Genomic DNA, 23,028 nt, shown 5'->3' with positions numbered 1-23,028 from the left:
CCGCTGATCAGCCCGAGACCGGTCACGGAACCTGCCCACCAGTCGCGAAAAGTGAGCAACCCATCACCATCAATCACCCGATAGCACGGCAGTTGGACACGCAGAAGGCGGCGAACCGGACCGGTTCCGGCCGCCCGGAGCAGCAGCAGCCGCCAGTCGAATTCCCTTCGCGCGCAGAGAGGATGAAGAACCTCATATGCCCAGAGGGGCGAGCCGCTGAGCCCCTCCACCCGCGGGGAATCGTCGATCTGCGAGGGCAGGGGAATTCGGACCTCTGCCTTTCCTATCCGCACAACGCGGTCGTCATCGTGGCCGGGCTTCCCGGCAGCGGGAAAAGTACCCTCCTGCGCGAGTGGGAATCCGTTGCCAGGGTGGTCGACCCCCGTGCCACCCGCACCGCATATCAGGCGTTGATGCCCTCTTGGCTGCCCTACGTCGTGTATCAGCCCTGGGCGCGGCTGCAGCACATGCGCTGGATACGTGGCGAGATACGCCGGACCCGTCCGTTGCTCGTCCACGATTGCGGCAGCAGGGCCTGGATGCGCCGATGGCTGGCACACAACGCCGCTCGAGCCGGGCGGCCGCTGCACATGGTCCTGCTCGACGTCGGCTTCCAGGAGGCTCTGTCCGGCCAGCATGCCCGCCGGCGCCTGACCTCACGCCGGGTCTTCGCCACGCACCGGAGGGGCCTGGCGAGCCTGCTGTCCGCAGTCGAAGGCAAGGGCTTGGCGGCGGCCGGCGGATTCACCTCGCTGGTTCTGCTCGACCGGAACTCGCGAAACCGCGCCCCCCGGGCACGGTTCGGCCTCCAGCACGACTGACCGCACCGCTGACCACCGGAGGATCGTCGTTGTCGCGGCTCGTCATCGTGATTCACAGGGCGGATCCTATGGAGAACGCTTGAGCGTTCCCACACGTGAGGCTCCTGTCCGGACAACCCTTACGGAGCCTTGACGCGCTACTGCTTTGCCCTTGTGGAGTCGCCATGTTTGGATCAAGAGAGGTCGAGTGGAAGGCGTGGCATGTCGGGAGAGTTCGAACGGGAGTGGCGCGGGATATCCGCGGACTTAGCGGGGCCGCCTGCGGTCATGCGGTTGGACGGGGCGCCGGCCGGGCCTTCGTCCCCTGGCGGGTCGGGGGAATTCGGGTCGACGCCGGCGGAGAAGACGGCGGCGGCGAACACGATAGAGACCGAGCTGGAGCCGAACACCAGGACCGCGGCGGAACATGCCGATGAGGCGACGAACGCCGCCGTGAAGGGGTTCGAGGGCTGGGACACTGCTGCCGGTCTGAAGAAGGTGGCGGACACCTGGGACAAGCAGGTCAAGGTCCTCATGGGCCGGCTCGCTTCCGAGAAGGGTGCGCTGCGCGGCGCCTCCGGTCTCTTCGCACGCAACGACATCGGTCTGGGCGATCAGTTCCGGCCGATCGGCTCCCAGTCGAAGCTCAACGGGCTCTAGGGGGCGGCACGTGCTGACGTACTACGAGGTCATGACCACAGACCTGGGCCAGTTGACTACGACCGCGGGCAAGTGGGACTCCATGGCCGCCGAGTTGAAGAAGGTCGAAGGCCGCTACGGCGACAGTGTCCAGAAGATCACCACGGGCCAGAGCTGGACCGGCATCAGCGTCGGTGCGGCCCACACGAGCTTCGCGGCCACCCGTTACGAGTACTCCGCCGCCCAGATCCAGGCCAAGGCCGTCGCAGATCTGCTGCGCGACGCCCACGGCCAGTTCACCGAGCTGAAGAAGAGGGTCGAGAGCGCACGCGACGAGGCCGTGGCGGCCGGGATGAGCGTCTCGGAGCAGGGCTACGTCGCCTACGACTACGCCAGGCTCACGGCTCAGGAGCGCAGTGCGATCCATCATGACCCCGACGGCGAGAAGACGGTCCGTGACGCGGTCGCCAAGTGGCAGCAGCACATCGACGACCGCGTGAAGGCGGTGTCGGAAGCCGACCAAGGTGTCAAGATCGCCCTCGACGCCGTGGTCGTCGACAGCAACAAGGACGCCTTCGGCAAGGGCGACGAGACCCTGAACGGCTTCAACGCCGGCGCGCAGGGCGACATCGAGGTCTACGAGGCCCGTAACGCCGAGGACATCGCCACCCGCATCAACAGCGGCGGCAAGGTGTCGGCAGCCGAGTACGCGGAGTTGGACCGCTCGTTCCGGGACAACAACGGGAACAAGGCGTTCAGCCAGACGTTCCTCACCGGCCTCGGCACCGACGGCACGATCAAGCTGTCCAACAAGCTGAACAAGAAGGAGTACCAGGGCATCGAGCGGGGCCTGGCCAACACGGTGGCCGGAGCGACCGAGGTGCCGGGGAAGACCTCTGAAATGCCCCCCGGATCCAAGAAGTTCAACGAGTGGCTGCACAGTCCGGACGGCAAGTTCTACCGGGAGTGGACGGAGAGCCTGGACAAGTCCGGCACCAGGAACTTCGGGTCCAACACCGATCCGCTGTACGGCTACCAGTCGTTCGTCAGCATGATGGAACACGCCGACGCCAAGTTCGACGACCAGTTCATGTACCAGCTGGGCGACGACCTGATCGCCGCCGAGAAGAAGCACGAGGGCATCTTCACCAAGTGGGGCGGCGGTCACGACGGCATCGAGAGCGACCCGATCGACGGCCTGCTCGGTGTGATGAGCAAGAACCCGGACGCCGCCACCGCCTTCTTCGACTCTCAGGGCAACGGCTCGGCGGGCGACAAGGTCGGCAACGATCACCTCAAGTACCTGCTCGGCAGTGGCGACGGCGCCCGGGAATGGCCGAAGAACACCGTCACCGGCATGGTCGTCTCGACCATGGACGACCCGACCAGCCGAATCGGTCTCGGCGCGGCCCTCGAAGCCGCGACCACGGGACGCGAGCCCAACTCCGGTGGGGCGTCCTTCGGCGGTCACTCCGAGGCGCAGGCCAGGGTCATGCAGGAGACGATCGGGGTGCTGGACAAGGACTCCAAGGGCGACACGATCGCGCAGAACCTGAAGGTTCCGCTCGGCCGGGCCCTGTCCGACTACACCGCCGACACCCACGCGATCCTCAGCGGTACCGCGCCCGGCAGCCCCACCGGGCTCGAGGGCATCACCGCACACGGCGACGACTCGGCGATCACCAGCTCCAAGCACAGCCTGCTCCGGGTGATGCGCGGCGTGTCCGACGCCGCGTACGGGACGACGGACGACGGTAAACCCGTACTCGTCTACGACCTGCTGTACGAGAACGAGAAGCGCTACGCGGCCGAGTACCTGCTGACGGCGAAGGACGCCCCCGCGGACCAGGTGGCCAACGTCGTCGGCGACTGGGACAACAAGGCCCGGCACGTCGGCGAGGTGTACGGCGCCATGAACGCCATCGGTTCCGACATGACGCTCGACGACCGCGACACCAAGATCGGCAATCTCAACGACGCCATGAGGTACACGTACCACGGGGCCGGCGGCCTGGTCACCCAGATCCCGATCGTCGGCGACCCGGCGCAGCGCATGATCGACGCCGCCACCTACGAGTACTCCAAGGGCGTCGCGGCCGAGGCGGAGGACCTGGCCCGCGCCAAGGAGAGTACGAACACCTCGGCCGGCATCGGCGGCACGAACTCGCTGATCGACGCCTGGGCGACCGAACGCGGGGTCAACGGGACGGACGCGCACAACCACGCCCGGGGCGAGGCCCAGCAGAGTTACATCACGGGGCGTGAGGACGCGTACTCCGCACTGCGCACGAGGAAGTAGGACATGGCGCAAGGAACTGGCAGCGGCAGGGGCAGGGGCAGAGGCAGGCGGTTCCTCCGGTGGAACTGGATCGCGCCGGTCCTGGCGCTCGGGCTTCTGCTGACGGCCGGCTATGCGTGGCGCGGCACCAACCTCCTCGGCGGCGAGGAGCTGTGCGGAGGGCTGGTCTCCACGGACGTGGCGGAGGCCGCCTTCCCTACCGCAGGGCGCATCTCGGACCGCGACGGCCTGGACTCGAAGGCGCACGACCGGCTCGTCTTCACCTGCGAAGTGGAGAGCTCGTCCCTGCTCCCGGGATCGGGCGCCGGGCACCTGAGGATTTCGGGGAGCCGGGAGCGGGGCGACTTCCCCTTCGTGGACCCCCGCTGGCCGGGTCCGGCAACCGTCTCGTTCTTCTCTGCCGGAGTCTCAGGAGTCTCAGGAGTCTCTGAAGACTCCGCAGGCGCCACCGGAGGAGTGGGCGACGGCCACGGCTGGGCCCTGTTGCCCGCCGCCTGTACGAAGGACCGGCCGGCCATCGTCGAGGCCTACGCCCCCGCCGGCTCGGACCCGTTGAAGCTGGCCCGCCTGTTGACCGACGTGGCGAACAGGGCGGCCGCACGGGCGGGCTGCGCGGCGGACCGACCGATGGCCGCCCCCCGAATCCTCTCCGCCGTTCCGGTGGAGCATCCGGTCCCGGACGGCACGCTGTGCGGTGTTGCGGGTCTCGCCTTCCCGGGTGCGGGAGCAGACGCAGGCACAGCGCGGGAAGTGTTCCAGGACGGGACCGGCCCGACGTGGGCGTGCGAGGTGAAGGGACGCGCCACCTACGCGGTGACCCGGGAACCGCGGATGGTCGCCGCGATCAGCGCCTCACCCGGCTACAAGGAACAGCCCCCGGTGGCCGGGCACCGGGTGTCGGGCTTCGACCCACGGCACGTCGTCGCCGACTGCTCGGGGACGCCGACGTACTTCTCCATGGAACTGGGCCGCGACTACACCTCGGCCCTCGGGACGCCGGGCACCGCGTCTTCCCAGGAGCTGTTCGAGAGCTTCGTCACCAGCGCGGGCAAGCGGTTCGGCTGCGCCGCCGCGACCCCGTGAACAAGGCTGGACAAGGACTCCACACAGACATGACAGCGGTAAGGAAGAACAAGTGACACACCGTCGGTACGCACTGACGATCGCCGCCGTGACGGCAGCGGCCCTGCTGGCCGGCTGCCAGAGCGGCGGGGCGACGTCATTGAGCCTCAGCGGCCTCACCAGGACCGCGGACGGGCTGCAGCCCGACGGAGCGGCCAAGTGCCCGCTGCGCTACGACATCGCCAAGGCCGCGAAGGCCGCCGGCGTGGACACCGCCGCCGGACCGGGATCCGTGACCGGCGCCGACGGGCCCGTTGCCACCGGCGAGGGTGGCAAGCGGGCCAAGCCCGGGGACCCGCTGGCGGAGAATCCCGGCGCGCTGGTGAGTTGTACGTTCCACATAGGTCAGGAGGACGTGGAGGTACACACCATCGCCACGCGCAAGCCGCAGGCGAGCGCCCCGCTCGCACCGGTGGTCCAGCATCTGGCCGGGATGTCCACCGATGACCTGATCGCGTACATGAAGAAGGCCGGCGGAGCCGAGCGCGGTGAGCCGGTCCTGACCGGGAGCGGCAACGCCGCCACCGTCCGGCTGAAGCTCGACGGCGAAGGGGACGCGGTCCTGCTGGTCGGCGTGGGAGAGGCCGGACGCAGTTCGCTTGACCGGGCCCGGGTCGGCGACCTGGCCAAAGCCCTCGCAGGCCAGGTGCAGTAGGCGGGCTTCGGCGCGGCCGGCGCTGCCGGTGGGCAAGGCATGCGCGTCAGCCGACCCGAGGACCGACCGCCAGCGTCAGTTCGAGGACCCGCTGTGGCGATGCGAGATCCGGGAACAGCTCCCGCAGCTGCGACATCCGGTACCGGACCGTCTGGGGATGGACGAACAACGCCGCCGCCACCTCGTCCCGCCTGCCCTGGTGCAGCAGCCACGCCCGCAACGTCTCCTCCAGCCGCCGTGCGGTCGCGGCGGGCAAAGTCCGCAACGGCGCGAGGGCCCGGGCGCGCAGGTCTGCGAACGCGTCCGCGTCGGCGCTCAGCACCAGCTCGGGCAGGTGGTCCTCGGTGTCGCGAATGTCAGGGGAGAGGGAGCGCGCGCGTACGGCTCGCGCGTACGAGGCGGACGCGCGGGTCCACGGCCGGGGCGGGCCGACCACGGCGGTGCGGTCGGTCAGCTGCCGCAAGAGATGTGATCGGTCGGCATCGGGGACGAGCAGCACCCCGGTGGCGTCCGGCAGATCATCGAGGACGAGGGTGCTCGGGTCGAGCCTGCGGTAGGCGGGCCGGGCCTGGGCGGCGGGCAGCAGGACCGCGGTCAGCGAAGCCGGAGGCTGCCACCCGGCGCGTTGAACAGAGGCGAGCAGCACGTCCAGGCTCGCGCCGGCGAGGAGATCGCGGGCAAGGTGCTCCAGGTGGCGCTCGTGGGCCCTGCCCCGGGCGGCCAGTTCGTCGGCGTGGCCCGCGGCGCTCGCGGCGGAGAGCTCGTCGATGTAGGCGAAGGTCAGCTCGGCGAACTTGGCGACGTCGGCGGCGGGCAGACCTACGGGTACGGCTCCCGCTGCCAGACATCGCCAGGCCACGCGGGCGCCGACGCGGTAGGCGCTGAGGAGGGCGTCCATCGAGCGGCCGTCGCGCACCTCGCCGCGGCCCAGCTCGTAGGCGGCGTCACCGGCGTCGCCGCCTGTGGCGTTCCCGCTCGCGAGGTCCAGGTAGTGCCCCAGGGCGGTACGGACGGACCGGCGGATGGTGGCGCCCATGCGGCCCGAGAGGGCGTTGGCGTAGGGAGGGACCTCGTCGATGATCGCCTGGACGACCTCGTCGGCGGTCGTTTTCAGCTCGGCCCGAAGTACGGTGACCGTCGCCTCGTCCAGGGCCAGCTCGCTGGCCCTCCTGATTGCATGACTCACGTTTTGTTCCCTGCGAACAATTCAGCCGACCAGATTTACGTCCTGTGGTCAGGACTTTACGCCCTGAGGCGCAGCAAGCTGGGGTCATGACGAGTACAGCCCTCCGCAGCAGGGCGTGGAAACTGCTGGAGATGGTCACGACGCCGCTGTTGCCGTCGGACTACCTCGACCTGGTCAGCCCGCTGCGCGCGGGCGCCGACCTGCGGGGGCGCATCGAGGCCGTGCACCCCGAGACGGGTGACGCCGCGACCATCGTGATCAGGCCGGGACGGGGCTGGCGCGGCCACACGGCCGGTCAGTACGTGCGGATCGGGGTCGACGTCGACGGGGTGCGCCTGTGGCGCGCCTACTCCGTCACCTCACCGACGAACCGTCGGGACGGCCTCGTCACGATCACCGTGAAGGCGATCCCGGACGGCAAGGTCAGCAACCACCTGGTCCGCAGGGTGAAACCGGGCACGCTGATCCAGCTCGACCAGCCGACCGGTGACTTCGTGCTGCCGCAGGCCAAGCCCGCCAAGGTGCTCTACCTGACGGCCGGCAGCGGCATCACGCCCGTGATGGGCATGCTGCGCGACGTCGAGTTCGACGACGTCGTCATGGTCCACTGCGCGCCGCAGCCGCAGGACGTGATCTTCCGCAGCGAGCTGCACGACCTGGTCGCGGACAAGAAGCTGCGGCTCACCGAGGTGCACACCGACACGGACGGCATGCTCGACATCGCCCGTCTCCACGAACTCGTGCCCGACTGGGCCGAGCGCGAGACCTGGGCCTGCGGGCCTGCAGGCCTGCTCGACGCCGCCGAAGGGCACTGGACCGAGCACGGCGTACGAGAGCGCCTGCACACCGAACGCTTCCGCGCCGGCGTCGTCGTCGCCGGCGACGGCGGCGAGGTCACGTTCAGCGCCACGGGCAAGACCGTCGATGCGGACGGCGCCACGCCGCTGCTGGACATCGGCGAGGAGGCCGGCGTGCTCATGCCCTCCGGGTGCCGCATGGGCATCTGTTTCGGCTGCGTCACGCCGCTCAAGGCGGGCGCCGTCCGCGACCTGCGCACCGGCGAGATCACCGAGGCCGGGCCGGGCGTCCTCATCCAGACCTGCGTGTCCGCCGCGGCGGGCCCCTGCGACATCGAACGGTAGGAACACCTTGACCGCCATCGACCCCACGGCCCACCTGACCGCGGAGCAGATCGAGGAGCTCGGCCGCGAGCTGGACGCGATCCGCGACGAGGTGATCGCCGACCGAGGCGAGAAGGACGCTGCCTACATCCGCAAGGTCATCTCGGCGCAGCGCAAGCTCGAGCTGGTCAGCAGGGGCGTGCTGCTGTTCTCGATCTTCCCGCCCGCGTGGCTGATCGGCACCGCCGGTCTGTCCGTGGCCAAGATCATGGACAACATGGAGATCGGCCACAACATTCTGCACGGCCAGTGGGACTGGATGCGGGACCCGAAGATCCACTCCACCACCTGGGAGTGGGATCACGTCTCCCCGTCCGAGCAGTGGAAGCACTCGCACAACGAGCTGCACCACACGTACACCAACGTGATCGGCAAGGACAACGACCTCGGCTACGGCATCATGCGCGTCGACGAGGACCAGAGGTGGCACCCGTTCCACCTCGGCCAGCCGCTGTGGAACTTCCTCAACGCCTGCTTCTTCGAGTACGGCATCGCGGCGTACGACCTGGAGCTCGGCAAGAACCTGAGCAAGCGCCGCCGCAAGAACCCGGAGTTCCGTGCGCGGGCCAGGGCCGTGGGCCGCAAGATCCGCAAGCAGGTGCTCAAGGACTACGTGATCCACCCGCTGCTGTCGGGCCCGTCGTTCCTCCCGACGCTCGCCGCCACGTTCACCGCGAACCTGGTCCGCAACATCTGGACCCACTCGGTGATCATGTGCGGGCACTTCCCCGAGGGCGTGCAGGTCTTCGAGCGCCGCTCGATCAGGGGCGAGACGCGCGGCCAGTGGTACCTGCGCCAGATGATGGGTTCGGCGAACATCAGCGGCAGCAAGGCCATGCACTTCATGACCGGCAACCTGTCGCACCAGATCGAGCACCACCTGTTCCCGGACCTGCCGAGCAACCGGTACGCCGAGGTCGCGGTGAAGGTGCGCGCGCTGTTCGAAAAGTACGAGCTGGAGTACGTCACCGGGCCGCTGCCCAAGCAGGTGTTCTCCGCGTGGCACAAGGTTTTCCGGCTCTCGCTGCCGAACAAGAAGCCCAAGGTCAAGACGCCGGACCGCGAGCAGGAGCTCGTCGCGGCCTGATCCCCGGTACTGGTTCGGATCCTTCGGCCCCATCGAGGCCGCCTGCCACATCGTCATCCTCGAGGACCAGCTCGAAGAACCGCAGCGCATCAACGCCGAATACTGCGCCGGCGCTGCGGCGGGCCCCCGGACCGCAGCCCGATACCGCCCCGCGCATCCACCGGGCGGGACGGACGGAGGCCCAGAGGGGCCGGCGGCGAAGGCGCGGGCGGCCAGCCGGGCGGTGGCTGCCAGGACCGCGACGGTGATCAGGCTGCGGTCGAGGGGGGACAGTCCCTCGCGCTGCCATACGTCGCCGAACAGGACGCCGTCGGTCAGCTGGACCAGCTTCGGCGCGAGGTCGCCGAGCAGCTGCTGGGCAGGCGAGGGGCGGCGACGCCCGGCCCGGTGTGCTGGAGGTGTGCTTGGTCAGCTGTCCAGGCGCCGCGCGCTGAGCCACTGGACCATCGCCGGGTCGTGGTGGTCGAAGAACAGCGACGCCCCGGTGTCCAGGGTGGCGATGGCCGCCATCTGGTCGTCCGTGAGCTCGAAGTCGAAGACGTCGATGTTCTCCGCCATGCGCTCGGCGCGCACCGACTTCGGGATCGAGGCGACGCCTCGCTGGACCGCCCAGCGCAGCACGACCTGCCCCACGGACTTCCCGTGGTCCTGGGCGATCCCGCTCAGGACCGGGTCGGTGAACAGACCGTTCTTGCCTTGGGCGAAGCCGCCCCAGGCCTGGATCTGGACCCCGTGCTCCCGCATGAGTTCCTGGTCGGCGGTGCGCTGGAAGAAAGGGTGGGTCTCGATCTGGTTGACCGCGGGCGTGATGTCGTTGTTGAGGATGAGGTCGAGCAGCCGGTCGGGGTAGAAGTTCGCGACACCGATCGCCTTGGCACGGCCCTCGCGGTTCAGGTCCTCCATGGCACGCCACTGGCCGTACACGTCGCCGTAGGGCTGGTGCATCAGGTACAGGTCGAGGTAATCGAGGCCGAGCTTCTTCAGCGACGTCTCGAAGGCCCGCTTGGTGTTCTCCTCACCGGGCGCGTCCTGGACCCACAGCTTGGTGGTGACGAACAGCTCCTCGCGCGGCACGCCGCTGTTCTTGATCGCGCGGCCGACGGCCTCCTCGTTCTGGTACGCGGCAGCGGTGTCCAGCAGCCGGTAGCCGGCCGCGAGAGCCTCGGTGACCGTCTGCTCGGTCTGCTCCGGCGGGATCTGGTAGACGCCGAAGCCGAGGATCGGCATCGCGATGCCGTTGTTCAGGGTGACGTGCTGCATGAGGGTTTCCTTCCACGCGGGACGGGGGTGCGGAGCACGGGCCGCAGGCCGGTCAGTGCTCCGGCACGGCGGGATCTCCGTACTCGGAGGGTGCGAAGCCCGCCGGTATTCACCTTCGCGCCCTTTCGCCTCCGGTGGCAGGCCGAGCCGTGCCAGGGGGTGACGATCGGGAGAGTGACAGGGCCTCCCATCCGCCTGCCACGCAGGTCGGCGCGGTGTGAGCTGAAGGACATGGCATCCGAGCAGAGCAGCGGCGGCGGAGCCGAGCTGGGCCGGTTCCTGCGCACCCGCCGTACGCAGACCACGCCCGAGCAGATCGGCCTCGCAGCCGGGCGCCGGACTGCGCCGTACCTCCGGCCTGCGCCGCGAAGAACTGGCAACCCTCACCGGCATCAGCATCGACTGCTACGTACGCCTGGAACGCGGCAAGGAGACCCGGACCAACCCGTCCGTCATCGACGCCCTCGCCCGCGTGGCAGGCACCTTGTCGTCGCGCCGCAACCCTCTCCGCCCTCGGTGAAGATTCTCCCTCGCCCACGCGTCTACCTCGCCTCGGGGCGGACTGAAAGATCTTCCGGCTCGGGGCAACCCTTTGCGGAGTCTGTGACCACAAGGAGGCAGATCAGGGCAGTTCCGCTGTCCGGATCCGCCCTTCTCTCGTGAACGGTTCGCAAGGAGAACGTCCACCCATGAGCAACCCCCCGAACGGCGGGCGCCGCGGGCGTCACCGCCGCCGCTGGAGCGCCACCGCCCTGCTGCTTGGTGTGCCCCTCGGCACCGTGTCGTACTTCGTGTTCGTACTGGAGGACTCCCAGGCCGCGACGGTCGACGGCGGTGCGTACTACAGGCTGGTCTCGGTGCGCAGCGGCAAGGCGATGGACGTCAACGGCTTCTCCACGGCCGACGGCACCCGCATCCAGCAGTGGACCGACCAGAACACCGCCAACCAGCAGTGGAGGCTGCGGTCCACCGGGGACGGCTACTACGAGTTGGTGAACCGCAACAGCGGCAAAGTGCTGGGCATAGCGGGCGAGTCGAACGCACAGGCGGCCTCCGCTGAGCAGCAGACCGACAGCTCCTCCGTCTCCCAGGAGTGGCGGATCGACGGTGTGAGCGGTTCCGACGCCGTTACCTTCACCTCCCGCAGGAGCGGCCAGGTCCTGGACGTCTCCGGAGCCTCCACGGCCGAGGGCGCCGCGGTCATCCAGTATCCCGGCAAGGGCAGCACCAACCAGCAGTGGAAGCTGGTGAAAACAGCCGGGACCCAGGCGGAAGGACCATATCGGTGGAACAACGCCCAGGTGGTGGGCGGCGGTTACGTCACCGGGTTGGTGTTCAACCCGCGGGAGAAGGGTCTGCTGTACGCGCGCACCGACATGGGCGGCGCCTACCGTTGGGACACCGGGGCCGAGCAGTGGATCCCGCTGACCGACTGGGTGGGCGAGAAGGACTGGAATCTGCTGGGCATCGACTCGGTGGCCACCGACCCCGTCGACCCCGACCGGCTCTACCTCGGGGCGGGCACCTACACCAACGAGTGGGCCGGCAACGGCGCGATCCTGCGCTCCACCGACAGGGGCCGCACCTTCAAGCGCACTGATCTGCCCTTCAAGCTGGGCGCCAACGAGCCCGGCCGCGGCGCCGGCGAACGGCTGGTGATCGACCCCGCGGACAACGCCGGCCTGCTGCTGGGCACCCGCAAGAACGGCCTGTGGCGCAGCACCGACCACGGCGAGACGTGGAGTCAGGTCTCCTCGTTCCCCGTCAAGGACGGGGCGAGCAGCGGCGCGGGCATCTCCTTCGTGACGTACGGCCCGGCCGGCAGCAAGACGGTCTACGTCGGCGTCGCCGACAAGTCGACCTCCCTGTACCGTTCCACCGACGGCGGCGGCACCTGGCAGGCGGTCTCCGGGCAGCCCACCGGCCAGCTGCCTCAGCACGGAGTCCTCTCCGGTGACGGCACGCTGTACCTGACGTACACCGACAACGTAGGACCCAACGACGTGACGGGGGGCTCGGTGTGGAAGTACACGCCGGCCGGCGGGGCGTGGAAGAACGTCTCCCCGTCCCAGGGCAGTTACGGGTTCTCCGGGCTGGCCGTCGACCCGCAGAAGCCGTCCACGGTGATGGTCACCACCCTCGACCGCTGGTGGCCCGAGGACGAGGTCTACCGGACCACCGACGGCGGTACGACCTGGAAGGCACTGGCCGGGAAATCGGTGCGGGACGCCTCCGGTGCTCCCTACGTCGGCACCGGCATCGGGCACTGGATGACCGCCCTGGCCATCGACCCCTTCAACTCCGGGCACGCGCTGTACGGCACCGGCAACGGCATCTGGCGCAGCAAGGACGCCACCGCCACCGACAGCGGCGGTACCAGCCACTGGAGCGTGGGGGCCCGAGGGCTGGAGGAGACCGCGCTGGCGGACGCCATCGCCCCTCCCGGCGGCGCCGCCCTCATCACCTCCATGGGCGACCAGGGCGGTTTCCGCTACGACTCCCTGACCCAGGTGCCCTCGGGGCGGCTGGAGAACCCGGCGATCCTCCACAGCAGCGACATCGACTTCGCCCAGTCCAAGCCCTCGACGATGGTCCGGGTCGGCAGGGCAGGCGCGCAGGACGGGGCCTACTCCACCGACGGTGGCCGCAGCTGGAACGGCTTCAAGGGAGAGCCGGTGGGCAGCGCCGACAGCGGCCACATTGCGATCGCGGCGGACGGCTCCACCATCGTCTGGACCGAGGCCGGCCAGGCCCCGTACCGCTCGGCCGACATGGGGGCCGGCTGGTCCAGGGTCAACGGCCTGGGAGCCGACGCCGTGGTCGTCGCCGACCGCTCCTCGGCCGGTACCTTCTACTCACTGGCCGGGGGCACGCTCCACGTCAGCACCGACGGTGGCGCGACATTCACCGCCCGCGCCACCAACCTGCCCGACGGCAAGCTCGTGGCCGTCCCCGGCGTCGCCGGGGATCTGTGGATCGCCGGCAGCTACAAGGGGCTGCTGCACTCCACCGACGGCGGTCGCTCCTTCTCCACGCTCGGCTCGGTGAAGTCCGCCTCCGGCCTCGGCTTCGGCAAGGCCGCGCCGGGCACCGACTATCAGGCCCTGTACCTGATCGGCACTGTCAAGGACGTCGCCGGAGTCTTCCGGTCCACCGACAAGGGCGCCACCTGGCTCCGCGTCAACGACGACGCCCACCAGTGGGGCAACTTCGCCGGCATGGGCATCGTCACCGGCGACCCCGACACCTACGGCCGCGTCTACGTCGGCACCAACGGACGCGGTCTCCAGTACGGCGACCCGTCCTGACCCCCACATCTGAGCGGGGCCGCAGGCACAACGGCCTGCGGCCCCGCCCCGGCTCCACCCACGGGCCTCAGCGTGTCGGGGTGAAGCCGCCCCGGACGGAGAGGGCCCCGCGGGGGCCGTTGGCGTCGACGCGGTAGCCGTCCTGATGGGCATCGCGGTCGCCGGCGGCATGGTTGTACTGGCCGGCGAATACGTGCTGTCCGGCCGGGACTGTACGGCCCGGCTTGAGGACCCAGCGGTAGACCACTGCTCCGCCCTCCTGCTGCACGGTGACGGCGAAGTCCTCCGCGGGCAGCGTCCGCCAGCTGCCGGTGCTCTGCACCGCGCCGGTCTGAGTGATGCGCAGTTCCACGGTGAGTGCGGTGAGCGGCTGGGTGGTGTTGAGGGTGATGTTGCTCTGCGCCCAGTAGGTGTTGCTGCCCGCGTCCAAGGATCCGGCCGACGAAAGGGGCCCGTCCTGGACGCGCGCGCTGCCGGTCCGGGCCGGGCCCGTGCCGCCCGATGCCGCAGGGCCGGGGATCGTCGAGGGCGAGCGGTCCGGCGTGGTCGGGCCGCCGGTGGCGGGCGGCGACGGCGTCGAGTGGGGAGTCCCGGGTGCGGACGGCGAGGCGGGCGCTGATGGCCAGGACGGTGCGGCGGGGGTGGCCGGGATGTCCGGCCGGGCCGGCGGGGAGTGGACGATGGCGGCGACGGCGAAACCGCCGACCGTCAGGATCCCGGCCGCGGCGACGGAGGCGAGCGCGACCCTGGGCCAGGGCCTCGCGCCGGACGACTCGCGTCGGGGCGCGGGGGCGCCGGCCATGCCGCGTTCCACGCGTGCCAGGATCCGGGCGCGGTCGGGCTGGTGAGCCTCGGCGGCTGCGCGCAGCCGCCCGGCGAGCTCCTCGTTCAACGGCTCCTCCTCCCCGCCAGCAGTTCCCCGGCCGCTCCTGTGCCGCCCAGCGTCCGTTCCAGTTCGGCCATCCCCTTCGAGGTCTGGCTCTTCACCGTACCGACCGATATTCCGAGCGTCAGTGCGGTGTCCTTCTCCGACAGGTCGAAGGCGTGCCGCAGGACCACGCATGCCCGCTTGCGGAACGGCAACCGGGCGAGAGCGGTACGCACGTCCACCACGGCGGCCACGTCCGGACCGTCCGACGGCTCCGCACCGCGGGACCAGAACAGGGCGATCCGGCGGCGCTCGCGTACCGAGCTGCGGATCCGTGACCGTGCCAGGTTGGCGACCACGCCACGGGCATAGGCGAGCGGGTACTCGGCCTGGCGCAGCCGATCCCAGCGCTGCCACAGAGCGATCAGGGCGTCCGCGGCCAGATCGTCGCCGCCGTCCGCCCCGCCCGTCAGGAGATGGGCGAACCGGGCGAGTTCGGCGTAGTGGCGTTCGAAGAAGTCGTGGAACTCCGCGGACGCGTCATCGAGGACCACGCTGTCGGTCGCCCCTTCCGAGAATGTGTGCGTTAACATCCGGGCGGCAGCGTATCAGCGCCCGGTACGGCCCCTTGTGCTCCAGTGCGGCCGTACCCCGGATCCGCCACCGGCCGCAGCGCGGATTCAGTGGGGGGCGAACTGGACACGGGTCGGTTGTGCGACGTTCGCCAGCAGCGCGATCCCGTCGACCGTCAGCTGCTCCCCGTAGATGTCGGTGATCCGTATCGCGCCCCCGCACCCACTGCCGTCGGCGGAGAGGAAGTAGTTGTAGCCGGTACGAGGCAGGCTCCGCCATCCATTGGTGGTACGTACCTCCAGCCGTGCGACCGGATTCCGGTGGTCGATCACCTGGATGCCGCACCAGTGGGGGCTGGAGCCGGTCTTGTACCGGATGGAGATCGTGCTGGGCGTGTGGGGGCTCAGCAGACTCCAGGTGATCGGGATGCGGCCGACCTTGAGATCGGCCAGTTTCGCGAAGGCCTCTTCGCTGAGGTCCAGTTGTCCGGGTGCGCAGGGCGACGGACATTCGTTGGTGATCCGGACCGTGATCGAGGCGCCGTTCGCGGCGCTGACGCGCACGTACGCGCCGCACGCCCTGGACGACTCGTAGTCGGTGGTGTTCATCGCCGCGATCATGAGGTCGTCGCTCGGGCCGAACAGGCAGGCGCCGTTGCCGTCTCCTGCGGCGTAGGCGGTGGCGACGCCCTTGTAGGTGGTCGCGGGCCGGATGCGACCTGCCGACGGTGCCGTGGCGGAGCCGGGGGTGGATGCCGGCTGAGGGGTTGCCTTCGCCGCGGGCTCTGGAGCCGCGGTGGTCGTACTGGCGGCCGCGGTCGGAGTTTCCGCTGCACGCGAGCTCTCCGTCGGGGGCGCGGGGCTCGTCGGGGCCGAGGACGTGGCTCCCGCCCGGGTGGCGGCGGTCGCCGCCACGTCGGCCCCGACCTCGGCCTTGGGGCCGGGGAGCACGGTCGTCACCAGGAGGACGAGGACGCCCGCGGCGGTCAGTATCACCGCCGTTACCAGCATCAGTCCGTGCCTACGCCTGCGCTGCCGCGCGGCCTGCCGTGCAGTCTGCATGTCCGTCCGTTCGAAGATTCGAGTCGAGGTGCACTGCTTGGTTGCCGCAGGATGCGAAAAGGTTGCCGCCGGTTTTCACCTGGGCGGCACGGATGCCGCGCGGAGACGCTCCGAGTGCGCGGCGACAGGCCTTGTTGAACGCCTGCAGGTCGGGAATGCCGACCGATGCGGCGACGGCGGGGACGGAGAGCGTGGTGGCCTGCAGGAAGTGGCGCGCCCGTTCCATCCGCCGGGCCCGGATGTAGCCGACGACCGTTTCCCCCGTCGCGGCGCGGAAGAGGCGCGTCAGATGGTTGTGGGAGACGCCGGCCGCCGCAGCGATGTCCGGCACGGTCAGAGGTTGCCCCAGCCGCGCCTCGATGAGGGCCACGGCGGCTGTGACCGCCGGATGAGCGGCCTGCGTGTTCCGCTCCCTCGGAGGGGCGAGCTGGGAGACCCGCCACAGGGCGGCCCACACCTCGGCCGCGGCCCGAGCCGGGGTGTTCGGCCAGGCGGACAGCGCCTGCTGCAACTGGACGGTGAGCAGGGCGAGATCGGGACCTGCGTGCTGGACCATCGCAATGTTGCGGGGAGTTCCACCCGAGCCCAGGCGGAGGTGGACGTAGAGATGTGGGGAGCGGCCCCGGTAGCGATATCGGACCTCGGCGCCGGGCGGTACGAGGCTGACCCAACCGGGGCGGATCGCGTGTTCCGTTCCGTTCACCGTCAAGTCGGCCTCGTAGTCGTACAGATGGAGCTGCCACAGGTGCGGCAGTGAAAACACGTCCACGTGGCCGGCAGGCCCGTGCACGCCGATGCCGACGGCGGCGAGGTCCGGAGGCTCGTCAAGGTGGGCGAGGACCGTGTGCATGGTCACGTGTTCTACCACGGTGTCCGCGAGCCGGCCCCGGGGTCGCAACCCTCACCCCTCAACCGTCGACCCGCGTGCCGGCACCATGGTGAGAATCGACCAGTGGAGGGTGAGCGCGGCCCACGCGGGGCGCGCCCCCCGGACCTAGCGTGGCCGCCATGGAGAACAGGAAAGAACTGCTCGATTCCGTGCAGATGGCGCGGTTCGTGGCGCGCGGGTCGCTGAGGCTGGACGGGGTGGTCCCGCCGGAGATGAATGCCGAGGGCTTGGCGGTACTGGTCGACGGGGTCCCGCCGGTGCGGTACGGGACGCCGCTGTCCGAGGCCTATGCGAAGGGATCCTTCGTCCGCAGGCTGCTGGAGCTTCCGCAGGTGGCGGGGGCCCTGCACAGCCTCGTGGGCCCGCAGCCGTGGGTGGACCACCACTTCGTGCACACCCGCGAGCCCCACGGCGGCGACGCGCAGCCGTTGCACGGGGACGCCATCATCGATGTCCGGCCGGACGCCTTCGACGTGCAGTTGATGTACTTCCCGACGGCGGTGACGCTGGAGATGGGCGGAACGCTCAGCGTCCCGGGCAGCCACCTCCGGCGGATCAACGAGTCCGACACCGGCCGCTACCAGAACCTCCGGGGCCAGGACCGGCTGGTCTGCCCGGCCGGGACGGTGGTGTTTCTGCACCACGGGCTCTGGCACGCGGGCCGGCGCAACGACAGCGACGCGATGCGCTACATGTTCAAGATCCGCTTCAATCCCAGGGTGCGTCAACAGCGCCTGTGGAACACCTCGGATCTCGACGACCCGCAGGTGGCCGCGGAGCTGGACACGATGTTCCCGTGGTACGAGATGGCGACCGGTCGGCTGGAGCGGTACAACCGCATCCTGCTGTGGCGGGTGCTGACCGGCGACGACGACTTCGACCTCGATCACTGGGTGACCAGGGTCTCCAATCGCCCCAAGGAGGCACGGGCATGACGAGCGAAACGACCCTCCGCGAGCGGGCGGAAGGTGCCGCGCCCGTGCTCCGGCAGCAGGTGCTGGTGCTGTATGCGGCCTCCTCGGCGCTGGACTCCCATGTGGTGGGCTGGTCCCTGTACGACGGCACGGGCCGCACCTCGCCCACCACGGGCGACAGCGACGAGCCGCCCTACGAGTCGGGGGTGGCGGCGCTCCGGGCGGGCTGGCGGCTGATCCAGGCCGCTCAGCTGATCCCGCCCTACCCGGGTCATGAATACGACGTCTCCTTCCTCAAGCACGAGTTCTTCTTCGAGCGGATCGTCGACGCGCGAGCGGAGCCGGGGGAGGAGCAGCGGGAAGACGGCCCCCGTTAGGCGGGGCACCCCTCCTCGCGCGGGCGGGCGCGCGTGCGGTGCCACCGAGGCGAGGAGGGGTGGGGTCAGGCTCCGGCCTTCGGAGTCAGGCTCCGACCTTGCGCTTGTTGTAGACGTCGAAGCCGACGGCCGCGAGCAGCACCAGGCCCTTGATCACCTGCTGGTAGTCGGTACCCACGCCGACCAGTGACATGCCGTTGTTCAGCACGCCCAGGACCAGACCGCCGATGATCGCACCGAGGACGGTGCCCACACCGCCGCTCGCGGAGGCCCCGCCGATGAAGGCGGCGGCGATCGCCTCCAGCTCGAAGTTGATGCCGGCCTGCGGCGTACCGGCGTTGAGCCGCGCGGCGAAGACCAGCCCGGCGAGTGCGGCGAGGACGCCCATGTTCACGAAGGCCAGGAAGACGACCCGCTTGCTCTTCACCCCGGACAGTCTCGCCGCCGCCTCGTTGCCGCCGATGGCGTAGGTGTGCCGGCCGAGGATCGAGTTGCGCATCACGTACCCGAAGCCGATCAGCAGGACGCCGAGGATCAGCAGAACGATCGGCACCCCGTGGTAGCTGGCCAGCAGCAGCGTGAAGGCCACCACGGCCACGGTGATCGCGCCGAGCTTCGCGAGGAAGAGCCCGGCCGGGAGCGGTTCCAGTCCGTACGAGGCGGCCCGCCGTCGTCCGCGCAGCTCCTGCAGGATCGCGACGGCCAGCACCGCGAGCCCCAGTAGGAGGGTGAGGTTGTGGTAATTGGTGTTGGGGCCGACCGCTGGGAGGAAACCGCTGCTGATGTTCTGGAAGCCCTTGGGGAACGGCGCCACCGTCTGGCCCTGCAGGAGGATCTGGGTCCCACCGCGGAACAGCAGCATGCCGGCCAGCGTGACGATGAACGAGGGGATCCCGAGATAGGCGATCCAAAAGCCCTGCCAGGCTCCGGCGAGAGCCCCGATGAGCAGTGCGGCCGCCAGCGCCACGGGCCACGGCACATGGTGTTTGACCATCATCACCGCCGCGGCCGCCCCGACGAAGGCGGCGAGCGACCCGACCGACAGGTCGATGTGGCCGGCGATGATGACGATCATCATGCCGATGGCCAGGATGAGGATGTAGCCGTTCTGCTGGATCAGATTGGTGATGTTGAGCGGCTGGAGCAGGATGCCGTCCGTCCAGAACTGGAACAGCAGCACGATCAGCGCGAGCGCGACCAGCATCCCGTACTGGCGCAGGTTGCCGCGCAGCGCTTGAGCCAGTACGGCAACGGCGCGCGACGGACGGTGGCCGGTCTCCGGTGTGCCGGGCGTGGTGTCTGGGGTGGTCTGGGTCTGGGCCATGCCTCACACCTGCTTGTCGGGGTATGCCGCGCTCATGGTCATGAGCCGCATGAGGGATTCCTGGGTGGCGTCCGCACGGGTGACCTCACCGGTGATCCGGCCTTCGGCCATGGTGTAGATCCGGTCGCACAGGCCCAGGAGTTCGGGGAGTTCGGAGGAGATGACGAGTACCGCCCTGCCCTGGGCGGCGAGTTCGGCGATGACGGTGTAGATCTCCGCCTTCGCGCCGATGTCGATGCCCCGGGTGGGTTCGTCGAGGATCAGTACCTCCGGATCGGCGAAGATCCACTTGCTGAGGACGACCTTCTGCTGGTTGCCGCCGCTGAGCTTGCCCGTCTCCGCGAACACCGAGGGGGCCTTGATGTTCATGGTCCGCCGGAACGATTCGGCGATCCGGGCCTCCTCGTGCCGGTCGACCCAGCCTCGTCGGGCGACCTTGCCGAGGGAGCTCAGCGAGATGTTCCGGCTGATGTCGTCGCCCAGGTTGAGGCCGAGCTGCTTGCGGTCCTCGGTCACGTACGCGATGCCGTGCCCGATCGCCTCCGGCACCGTCCGGGTGCGGATCTCCCGGCCGTGCAGCCGTACCCGGCCCCCGGTCCACCGCCCGTAGGAGCGGCCGAAGACGCTCATGGCCAGTTCGGTGCGGCCGGCGCCCATGAGGCCGGCCATGCCGACGATCTCGCCTCGACGGACGTGGAGCGAGGCGCGGTCGACCACGTTGCGCCGGTGGTCGATCGGGTGCTGGACGCTCCAGTCCTCGACTTCGAAGGCGACCTCGCCGATCTCCGCAGTGCGCTCGGGGTAGCGGTGTTCCAGGTCGCGGCCGACCATGCCGCGGATGATCCGCTCCTCGGAAATGCCCTCGGAACCGATCTCGATGGTCTCGATGGTCCGCCCGTCGCGCAGGATGGTGACGGCATCGGCGACCCGGGCGATCTCGTTCAGCTTGTGCGAGATGAGGATGCAGGAAATGCCCTGAGCCTTGAGTTCGAGGATCAGGTCGAGCAGCTTGCGGCTGTCCTCGTCGTTCAGGGCGGCAGTCGGCTCGTCCAGGATGAGCAGCTTGACCTTCTTGGCGAGTGCCTTCGCGATCTCGACCAACTGCTGTTTGCCCACGCCGAGATCGGCGATCCTGGTGTGCGGGCTCTCGTCGAGTCCGACCTGCCGGATCAGTTCGGCGGCGTGGGTCAGCGTCCGGTGCCAGCTGATGACGCCCCGAGTGGCGTGCTCGTTGCCGAGGAAGATGTTCTCGGCGATGGACAGGTAGGGCACCAGGGCGAGTTCCTGGTGGATGATCACGATGCCGCGCTGCTCGCTGGCCCGGATGTCCTTGAACCGGCAGGGCTCGCCCTCGAAGTGGATCTCGCCCTGATAGCCGCCATGCGGGTGTACCCCGCTGAGCACCTTCATCAGTGTGGACTTGCCGGCGCCGTTCTCACCGCAGACGGCGTGCACCTCACCCGCGGCGACGGTCAGGTTGACCTCGGAGAGAGCCTTGACACCGGGAAACGTCTTGCTGATCGACCGCATCTCGAGAACGGGTCGGGCCATGGTTGTGCATCCGTATCGTCGGGGCGGTGCGATGCCCGGGCAGTCTCCCGGGCATCGCACCGCCGGTTAGGGGGTGTCTGATGGATGTCCGTGGGGAAGGAGCGGCGTCCGGTGCGTGCTCTCGGTGTGCCGGCCGGAAGCCTGCGTACTGGACGTACTTGGGCTTTCGGCCGGTGCGGCGAGAGTGCGTGCCGGGCGTCGCGACGCCGCGGAGATCCATCAGACACCGCCTAGGCGTCGCCGGACCCGTCGGTCGGGCCCCGTGGGCTACTTGAGCTGGTCCGCGGTGTACTGGCCGCTGTCCATCAGGACCTTCTGGTAGTTCTCCTTGTCGACGCTGACCGGTTGGAGCAGCTGCGCCGGTACGGTCTTGACACCGTTGTCGTACTGACTGGTGTCGTTGACCTCGGGCTTGCCGCCGGTCAGGAGCGCGTCGCCCATCTGGACTGCGGCCTTGGCCAGTTGGCGGGTGTCCTTGTAGACGGTCTGGGTCTGCTCGCCCGCGATGATCGACTTCACCGAGGCCAGTTCTCCGTCCTGGCCCGTGACGACGGGCAGCGGCTGGCCGGTGCCGTAGCCGACGCCCTTGAGCGACGAGATGATGCCGATCGATATGCCGTCGTACGGCGAGAGCACGGCGTCGACGTGGGCGGTGGTGTACGACTTGCTCAGGAGGTTGTCCATCCGGGACTGGGCCAGACCGCCGTCCCAGCGCAGGGTGGCCACCTGGTTGAAGGAGGTCTGGCCGCTCTGCACGACCAGCTTCTTGTCGTCCACGTACGGCTTGAGGACGCTCATCGCACCGTTGAAGAAGAACGTGGCGTTGTTGTCGTCCGGTGAGCCGGCGAACAGCTCGAGGTTGAAGGGGCCCTTGCCGTCCTTGAGGCCGAGCTTGTCGACGATGTAACTGCCCTGGAGGACACCGACCTTGTAGTTGTCGAAGGTCGCGTAGTAGTCGACGTTCTTCGTGCCGCGGATCAGCCGGTCGTAGGAGATGACGGGGACGTGGGCGTCGGCGGCCTTCTGCAGCACGTTGGTGAGCGAGGAGCCGTCGATGGCGGCGATCACCAGCAGCTTGGCCCCCTTGGTGATCATGTTCTCCACCTGGGAGACCTGGTTCTCCACGACGTTGTCGCCGTACTGGAGGTCGGTCTTGTAGCCCTTGGCCTGGAACTCCTTGACCATGTTGTTGCCGTCGTTGATCCAGCGCTCCGACGACTTGGTCGGCATCGCGATGCCGACGAGGCCCCCTTTGGCGTCTCCGCCGGCCCCGGCGTCGCCCGCTCCGTTGGAGCTCTGGCCGCAGGCTGCCAGCGACAGGGTGAGACCCAGGGTGACAAGGCCGACTGAAAGCTTCCGCACAGTTCCTCCAGTGATGTTCCGCGACCGGCACGGTGCGACCCGGCTGGGCGACCGGAAGCGGTCGAGCGGGGCCGGCCGGGGAGTCGATTCCTCGCGCTGTGCGAAGTCGGTGTTGCAGTGGCTCCGGCCTGGCGATACCTGAGTGTTAACGCTCACAACTGTGTCGTCAAGGGTCTGTTCGGATCACCGTTGGGTTACAACGCCGCAGGCGATCGGCCTCCTCGGTGGGGCATGCCTGCTCATGAGGCGCGTCCGGGCGCGGTGACCGCGAGCGGCTTTTGCGACCTCGGGTGAGGCATCGGTCCACGTGCGGTCCGGAAGTCGGTCCTGGGGGCCGCGCGCCTGGTGGTTTCCGGTCTGCTCGACGCCGGGTGCGGGGCGGAGGGCCGGGTGCCGTTTCCCCGGCCCCCGGGCCAGGGAGCGGGCGGGTCTCGGAGTGGGGGCTGCAGGTCGCTACCCCTGTCGAGCGGGTGGGGGAGTCCCGCCGCACGGGTCTGTCCCCGTACCCGTCCGCGCAGCCCTCGTCAGCGGTCGGTGGCGTACCGTAGCCCGGAGTCGAGGAGGGAAGTGCG

19 protein-coding genes and 3 pseudogenes are annotated in these 23,028 nt (G+C 69.4%); 12 read left to right on the top strand and 10 right to left on the bottom strand.

Translation table 11 applies throughout. The features are described 5' to 3' along the window. Positions 1–92: 92 nt before the first annotated feature. From AC3IYJ_RS04445 to AC3IYJ_RS04425, 5 genes are all read left to right on the top strand, one after another. Positions 93–821 (top strand): AAA family ATPase, encoded by a 729-nt coding sequence (locus AC3IYJ_RS04445; protein ID WP_489400034.1) that lies wholly within the window; start codon positions 93–95, stop codon positions 819–821. A gap of 267 nt (positions 822–1,088) precedes the next feature. Beyond that, positions 1,089–1,460, top strand: coding sequence for a hypothetical protein (locus tag AC3IYJ_RS04440; protein WP_489400033.1), 372 nt, complete (start codon positions 1,089–1,091; stop codon positions 1,458–1,460). A gap of 31 nt (positions 1,461–1,491) precedes the next feature. Then, complete coding sequence (locus AC3IYJ_RS04435; protein ID WP_489400032.1) at positions 1,492–3,738, top strand: hypothetical protein; 2,247 nt, start codon at positions 1,492–1,494, stop codon at positions 3,736–3,738. 3 nt (positions 3,739–3,741) lie between these two features. After that, positions 3,742–4,821, top strand: coding sequence for a hypothetical protein (locus AC3IYJ_RS04430; protein WP_489400031.1), 1,080 nt, complete (start codon positions 3,742–3,744; stop codon positions 4,819–4,821). 52 nt (positions 4,822–4,873) lie between these two features. Then, on the top strand, positions 4,874–5,515 hold the full coding sequence (locus AC3IYJ_RS04425) for a hypothetical protein (RefSeq protein ID WP_489400030.1): 642 nt from the start codon (positions 4,874–4,876) through the stop codon (positions 5,513–5,515). A 46-nt stretch (positions 5,516–5,561) separates the two neighbouring features. Here AC3IYJ_RS04425 and AC3IYJ_RS04420 read toward each other — a convergent pair whose 3' ends face one another. Next, the gene (locus tag AC3IYJ_RS04420; protein ID WP_489400029.1) at positions 5,562–6,701 is read right to left on the bottom strand and encodes a PucR family transcriptional regulator; all 1,140 of its coding nucleotides are present in this window, start codon (positions 6,699–6,701) and stop codon (positions 5,562–5,564) included. 86 nt (positions 6,702–6,787) lie between these two features. Here AC3IYJ_RS04420 and AC3IYJ_RS04415 point away from each other — a divergent pair, with 86 nt between their 5' ends. The 3 genes and pseudogenes from AC3IYJ_RS04415 to AC3IYJ_RS04405 form a co-directional block, all read left to right on the top strand. Next, the gene (locus AC3IYJ_RS04415) at positions 6,788–7,843 is read left to right on the top strand and encodes a ferredoxin reductase (protein ID WP_489400028.1); all 1,056 of its coding nucleotides are present in this window, start codon (positions 6,788–6,790) and stop codon (positions 7,841–7,843) included. A 7-nt stretch (positions 7,844–7,850) separates the two neighbouring features. After that, a complete protein-coding gene (locus tag AC3IYJ_RS04410; protein ID WP_489400027.1) occupies positions 7,851–8,969 on the top strand; it encodes a fatty acid desaturase family protein in 1,119 nt (372 codons plus the stop codon). A gap of 28 nt (positions 8,970–8,997) precedes the next feature. Then, positions 8,998–9,105 (top strand): annotated as a pseudogene (locus AC3IYJ_RS04405) (MerR family transcriptional regulator); the annotation flags it as partial. Positions 9,106–9,185: 80 nt separating this feature from the next. On the opposite strand, the pseudogene AC3IYJ_RS04400 reads toward AC3IYJ_RS04405, so the two are convergent. Together AC3IYJ_RS04400 and AC3IYJ_RS04395 are read right to left on the bottom strand one after the other, a co-directional pair. Beyond that, positions 9,186–9,320 (bottom strand): annotated as a pseudogene (locus tag AC3IYJ_RS04400) (carboxymuconolactone decarboxylase family protein); the annotation flags it as partial. Positions 9,321–9,377: 57 nt separating this feature from the next. Further along, the gene (locus AC3IYJ_RS04395; RefSeq protein WP_489400026.1) at positions 9,378–10,229 is read right to left on the bottom strand and encodes an aldo/keto reductase; all 852 of its coding nucleotides are present in this window, start codon (positions 10,227–10,229) and stop codon (positions 9,378–9,380) included. Between the two features lie 231 nt (positions 10,230–10,460). Between AC3IYJ_RS04395 and AC3IYJ_RS04390 the strand changes: the two are divergent. After that, a pseudogene (locus AC3IYJ_RS04390) lies at positions 10,461–10,701 on the top strand (helix-turn-helix domain-containing protein); the annotation flags it as partial. A 217-nt stretch (positions 10,702–10,918) separates the two neighbouring features. Beyond that, on the top strand, positions 10,919–13,537 hold the full coding sequence (locus AC3IYJ_RS04385; RefSeq protein ID WP_489400025.1) for an RICIN domain-containing protein: 2,619 nt from the start codon (positions 10,919–10,921) through the stop codon (positions 13,535–13,537). Positions 13,538–13,604: 67 nt separating this feature from the next. Here AC3IYJ_RS04385 and AC3IYJ_RS04380 read toward each other — a convergent pair whose 3' ends face one another. From AC3IYJ_RS04380 to AC3IYJ_RS04365, 4 genes are all read right to left on the bottom strand, one after another. Then, the gene (locus tag AC3IYJ_RS04380; RefSeq protein WP_489400024.1) at positions 13,605–14,429 is read right to left on the bottom strand and encodes a hypothetical protein; all 825 of its coding nucleotides are present in this window, start codon (positions 14,427–14,429) and stop codon (positions 13,605–13,607) included. After that, positions 14,426–14,998: a SigE family RNA polymerase sigma factor gene (locus AC3IYJ_RS04375; RefSeq protein WP_489400023.1), complete on the bottom strand. Its 573-nt coding sequence runs from the start codon at positions 14,996–14,998 to the stop codon at positions 14,426–14,428. Before AC3IYJ_RS04375 ends, AC3IYJ_RS04380 begins: the two co-directional genes overlap by 4 nt. Positions 14,999–15,085: 87 nt before the next feature. Further along, positions 15,086–15,988 carry an expansin EXLX1 family cellulose-binding protein gene (locus tag AC3IYJ_RS04370; protein ID WP_489400022.1) on the bottom strand — a complete coding sequence of 301 codons (903 nt, stop codon included), beginning with the start codon at positions 15,986–15,988 and terminating at the stop codon, positions 15,086–15,088. A gap of 10 nt (positions 15,989–15,998) precedes the next feature. Continuing rightward, on the bottom strand, positions 15,999–16,889 hold the full coding sequence (locus AC3IYJ_RS04365; RefSeq protein WP_489402684.1) for a helix-turn-helix domain-containing protein: 891 nt from the start codon (positions 16,887–16,889) through the stop codon (positions 15,999–16,001). A 158-nt stretch (positions 16,890–17,047) separates the two neighbouring features. Between AC3IYJ_RS04365 and AC3IYJ_RS04360 the strand changes: the two genes are divergently transcribed. Together AC3IYJ_RS04360 and AC3IYJ_RS04355 are read left to right on the top strand one after the other, a co-directional pair. Next, positions 17,048–17,863 carry a phytanoyl-CoA dioxygenase family protein gene (locus AC3IYJ_RS04360; protein WP_489400021.1) on the top strand — a complete coding sequence of 272 codons (816 nt, stop codon included), beginning with the start codon at positions 17,048–17,050 and terminating at the stop codon, positions 17,861–17,863. After that, positions 17,860–18,219: a hypothetical protein gene (locus tag AC3IYJ_RS04355; RefSeq protein WP_489400020.1), complete on the top strand. Its 360-nt coding sequence runs from the start codon at positions 17,860–17,862 to the stop codon at positions 18,217–18,219. The genes AC3IYJ_RS04360 and AC3IYJ_RS04355 overlap by 4 nt, the downstream gene beginning before the upstream one ends. Positions 18,220–18,304: 85 nt before the next feature. On the opposite strand, the gene mmsB is transcribed toward AC3IYJ_RS04355, so the two are convergent. The 3 genes from mmsB to chvE all read right to left on the bottom strand — a co-directional run bounded on the left by mmsB (position 18,305) and on the right by chvE (position 22,456). Beyond that, positions 18,305–19,543 (bottom strand): multiple monosaccharide ABC transporter permease, encoded by a 1,239-nt coding sequence (mmsB, locus tag AC3IYJ_RS04350; protein WP_489400019.1) that lies wholly within the window; start codon positions 19,541–19,543, stop codon positions 18,305–18,307. 3 nt (positions 19,544–19,546) lie between these two features. Beyond that, complete coding sequence (mmsA, locus tag AC3IYJ_RS04345; RefSeq protein ID WP_489400018.1) at positions 19,547–21,094, bottom strand: multiple monosaccharide ABC transporter ATP-binding protein; 1,548 nt, start codon at positions 21,092–21,094, stop codon at positions 19,547–19,549. Between the two features lie 267 nt (positions 21,095–21,361). Next, positions 21,362–22,456, bottom strand: a complete 1,095-nt coding sequence (gene chvE / locus AC3IYJ_RS04340; RefSeq protein ID WP_489400017.1) for a multiple monosaccharide ABC transporter substrate-binding protein — start codon at positions 22,454–22,456, stop codon at positions 21,362–21,364. Between the last annotated feature and the right edge of the window lie 572 nt (positions 22,457–23,028).

The organism is Streptomyces sp. GL_140 (assembly GCF_057834465.1).
This window is presented reverse-complemented; position numbering and strand designations above follow the sequence as displayed.

Bases quoted from the DNA above. Each gene is read 5' to 3' on its own strand.
- AC3IYJ_RS04385 (WP_489400025.1), top strand. From the start codon at position 10,919: ATGAGCAACCCCCCGAACGGCGGGCGCCGCGGGCGTCACCGCCGCCGC.
- AC3IYJ_RS04355 (WP_489400020.1), top strand. From the start codon at position 17,860: ATGACGAGCGAAACGACCCTCCGCGAGCGGGCGGAAGGTGCCGCGCCC.
- mmsA (WP_489400018.1), bottom strand. From the start codon at position 21,094: ATGGCCCGACCCGTTCTCGAGATGCGGTCGATCAGCAAGACGTTTCCC.
- AC3IYJ_RS04395 (WP_489400026.1), bottom strand. From the start codon at position 10,229: ATGCAGCACGTCACCCTGAACAACGGCATCGCGATGCCGATCCTCGGC.
- AC3IYJ_RS04440 (WP_489400033.1), top strand. From the start codon at position 1,089: ATGCGGTTGGACGGGGCGCCGGCCGGGCCTTCGTCCCCTGGCGGGTCG.
- AC3IYJ_RS04415 (WP_489400028.1), top strand. From the start codon at position 6,788: ATGACGAGTACAGCCCTCCGCAGCAGGGCGTGGAAACTGCTGGAGATG.
- AC3IYJ_RS04370 (WP_489400022.1), bottom strand. From the start codon at position 15,988: ATGCTGGTAACGGCGGTGATACTGACCGCCGCGGGCGTCCTCGTCCTC.
- AC3IYJ_RS04375 (WP_489400023.1), bottom strand. From the start codon at position 14,998: ATGTTAACGCACACATTCTCGGAAGGGGCGACCGACAGCGTGGTCCTC.
- mmsB (WP_489400019.1), bottom strand. From the start codon at position 19,543: ATGGCCCAGACCCAGACCACCCCAGACACCACGCCCGGCACACCGGAG.
- AC3IYJ_RS04360 (WP_489400021.1), top strand. From the start codon at position 17,048: ATGGAGAACAGGAAAGAACTGCTCGATTCCGTGCAGATGGCGCGGTTC.
- AC3IYJ_RS04430 (WP_489400031.1), top strand. From the start codon at position 3,742: ATGGCGCAAGGAACTGGCAGCGGCAGGGGCAGGGGCAGAGGCAGGCGG.
- AC3IYJ_RS04435 (WP_489400032.1), top strand. From the start codon at position 1,492: ATGACCACAGACCTGGGCCAGTTGACTACGACCGCGGGCAAGTGGGAC.
- AC3IYJ_RS04365 (WP_489402684.1), bottom strand. From the start codon at position 16,889: ATGCACACGGTCCTCGCCCACCTTGACGAGCCTCCGGACCTCGCCGCC.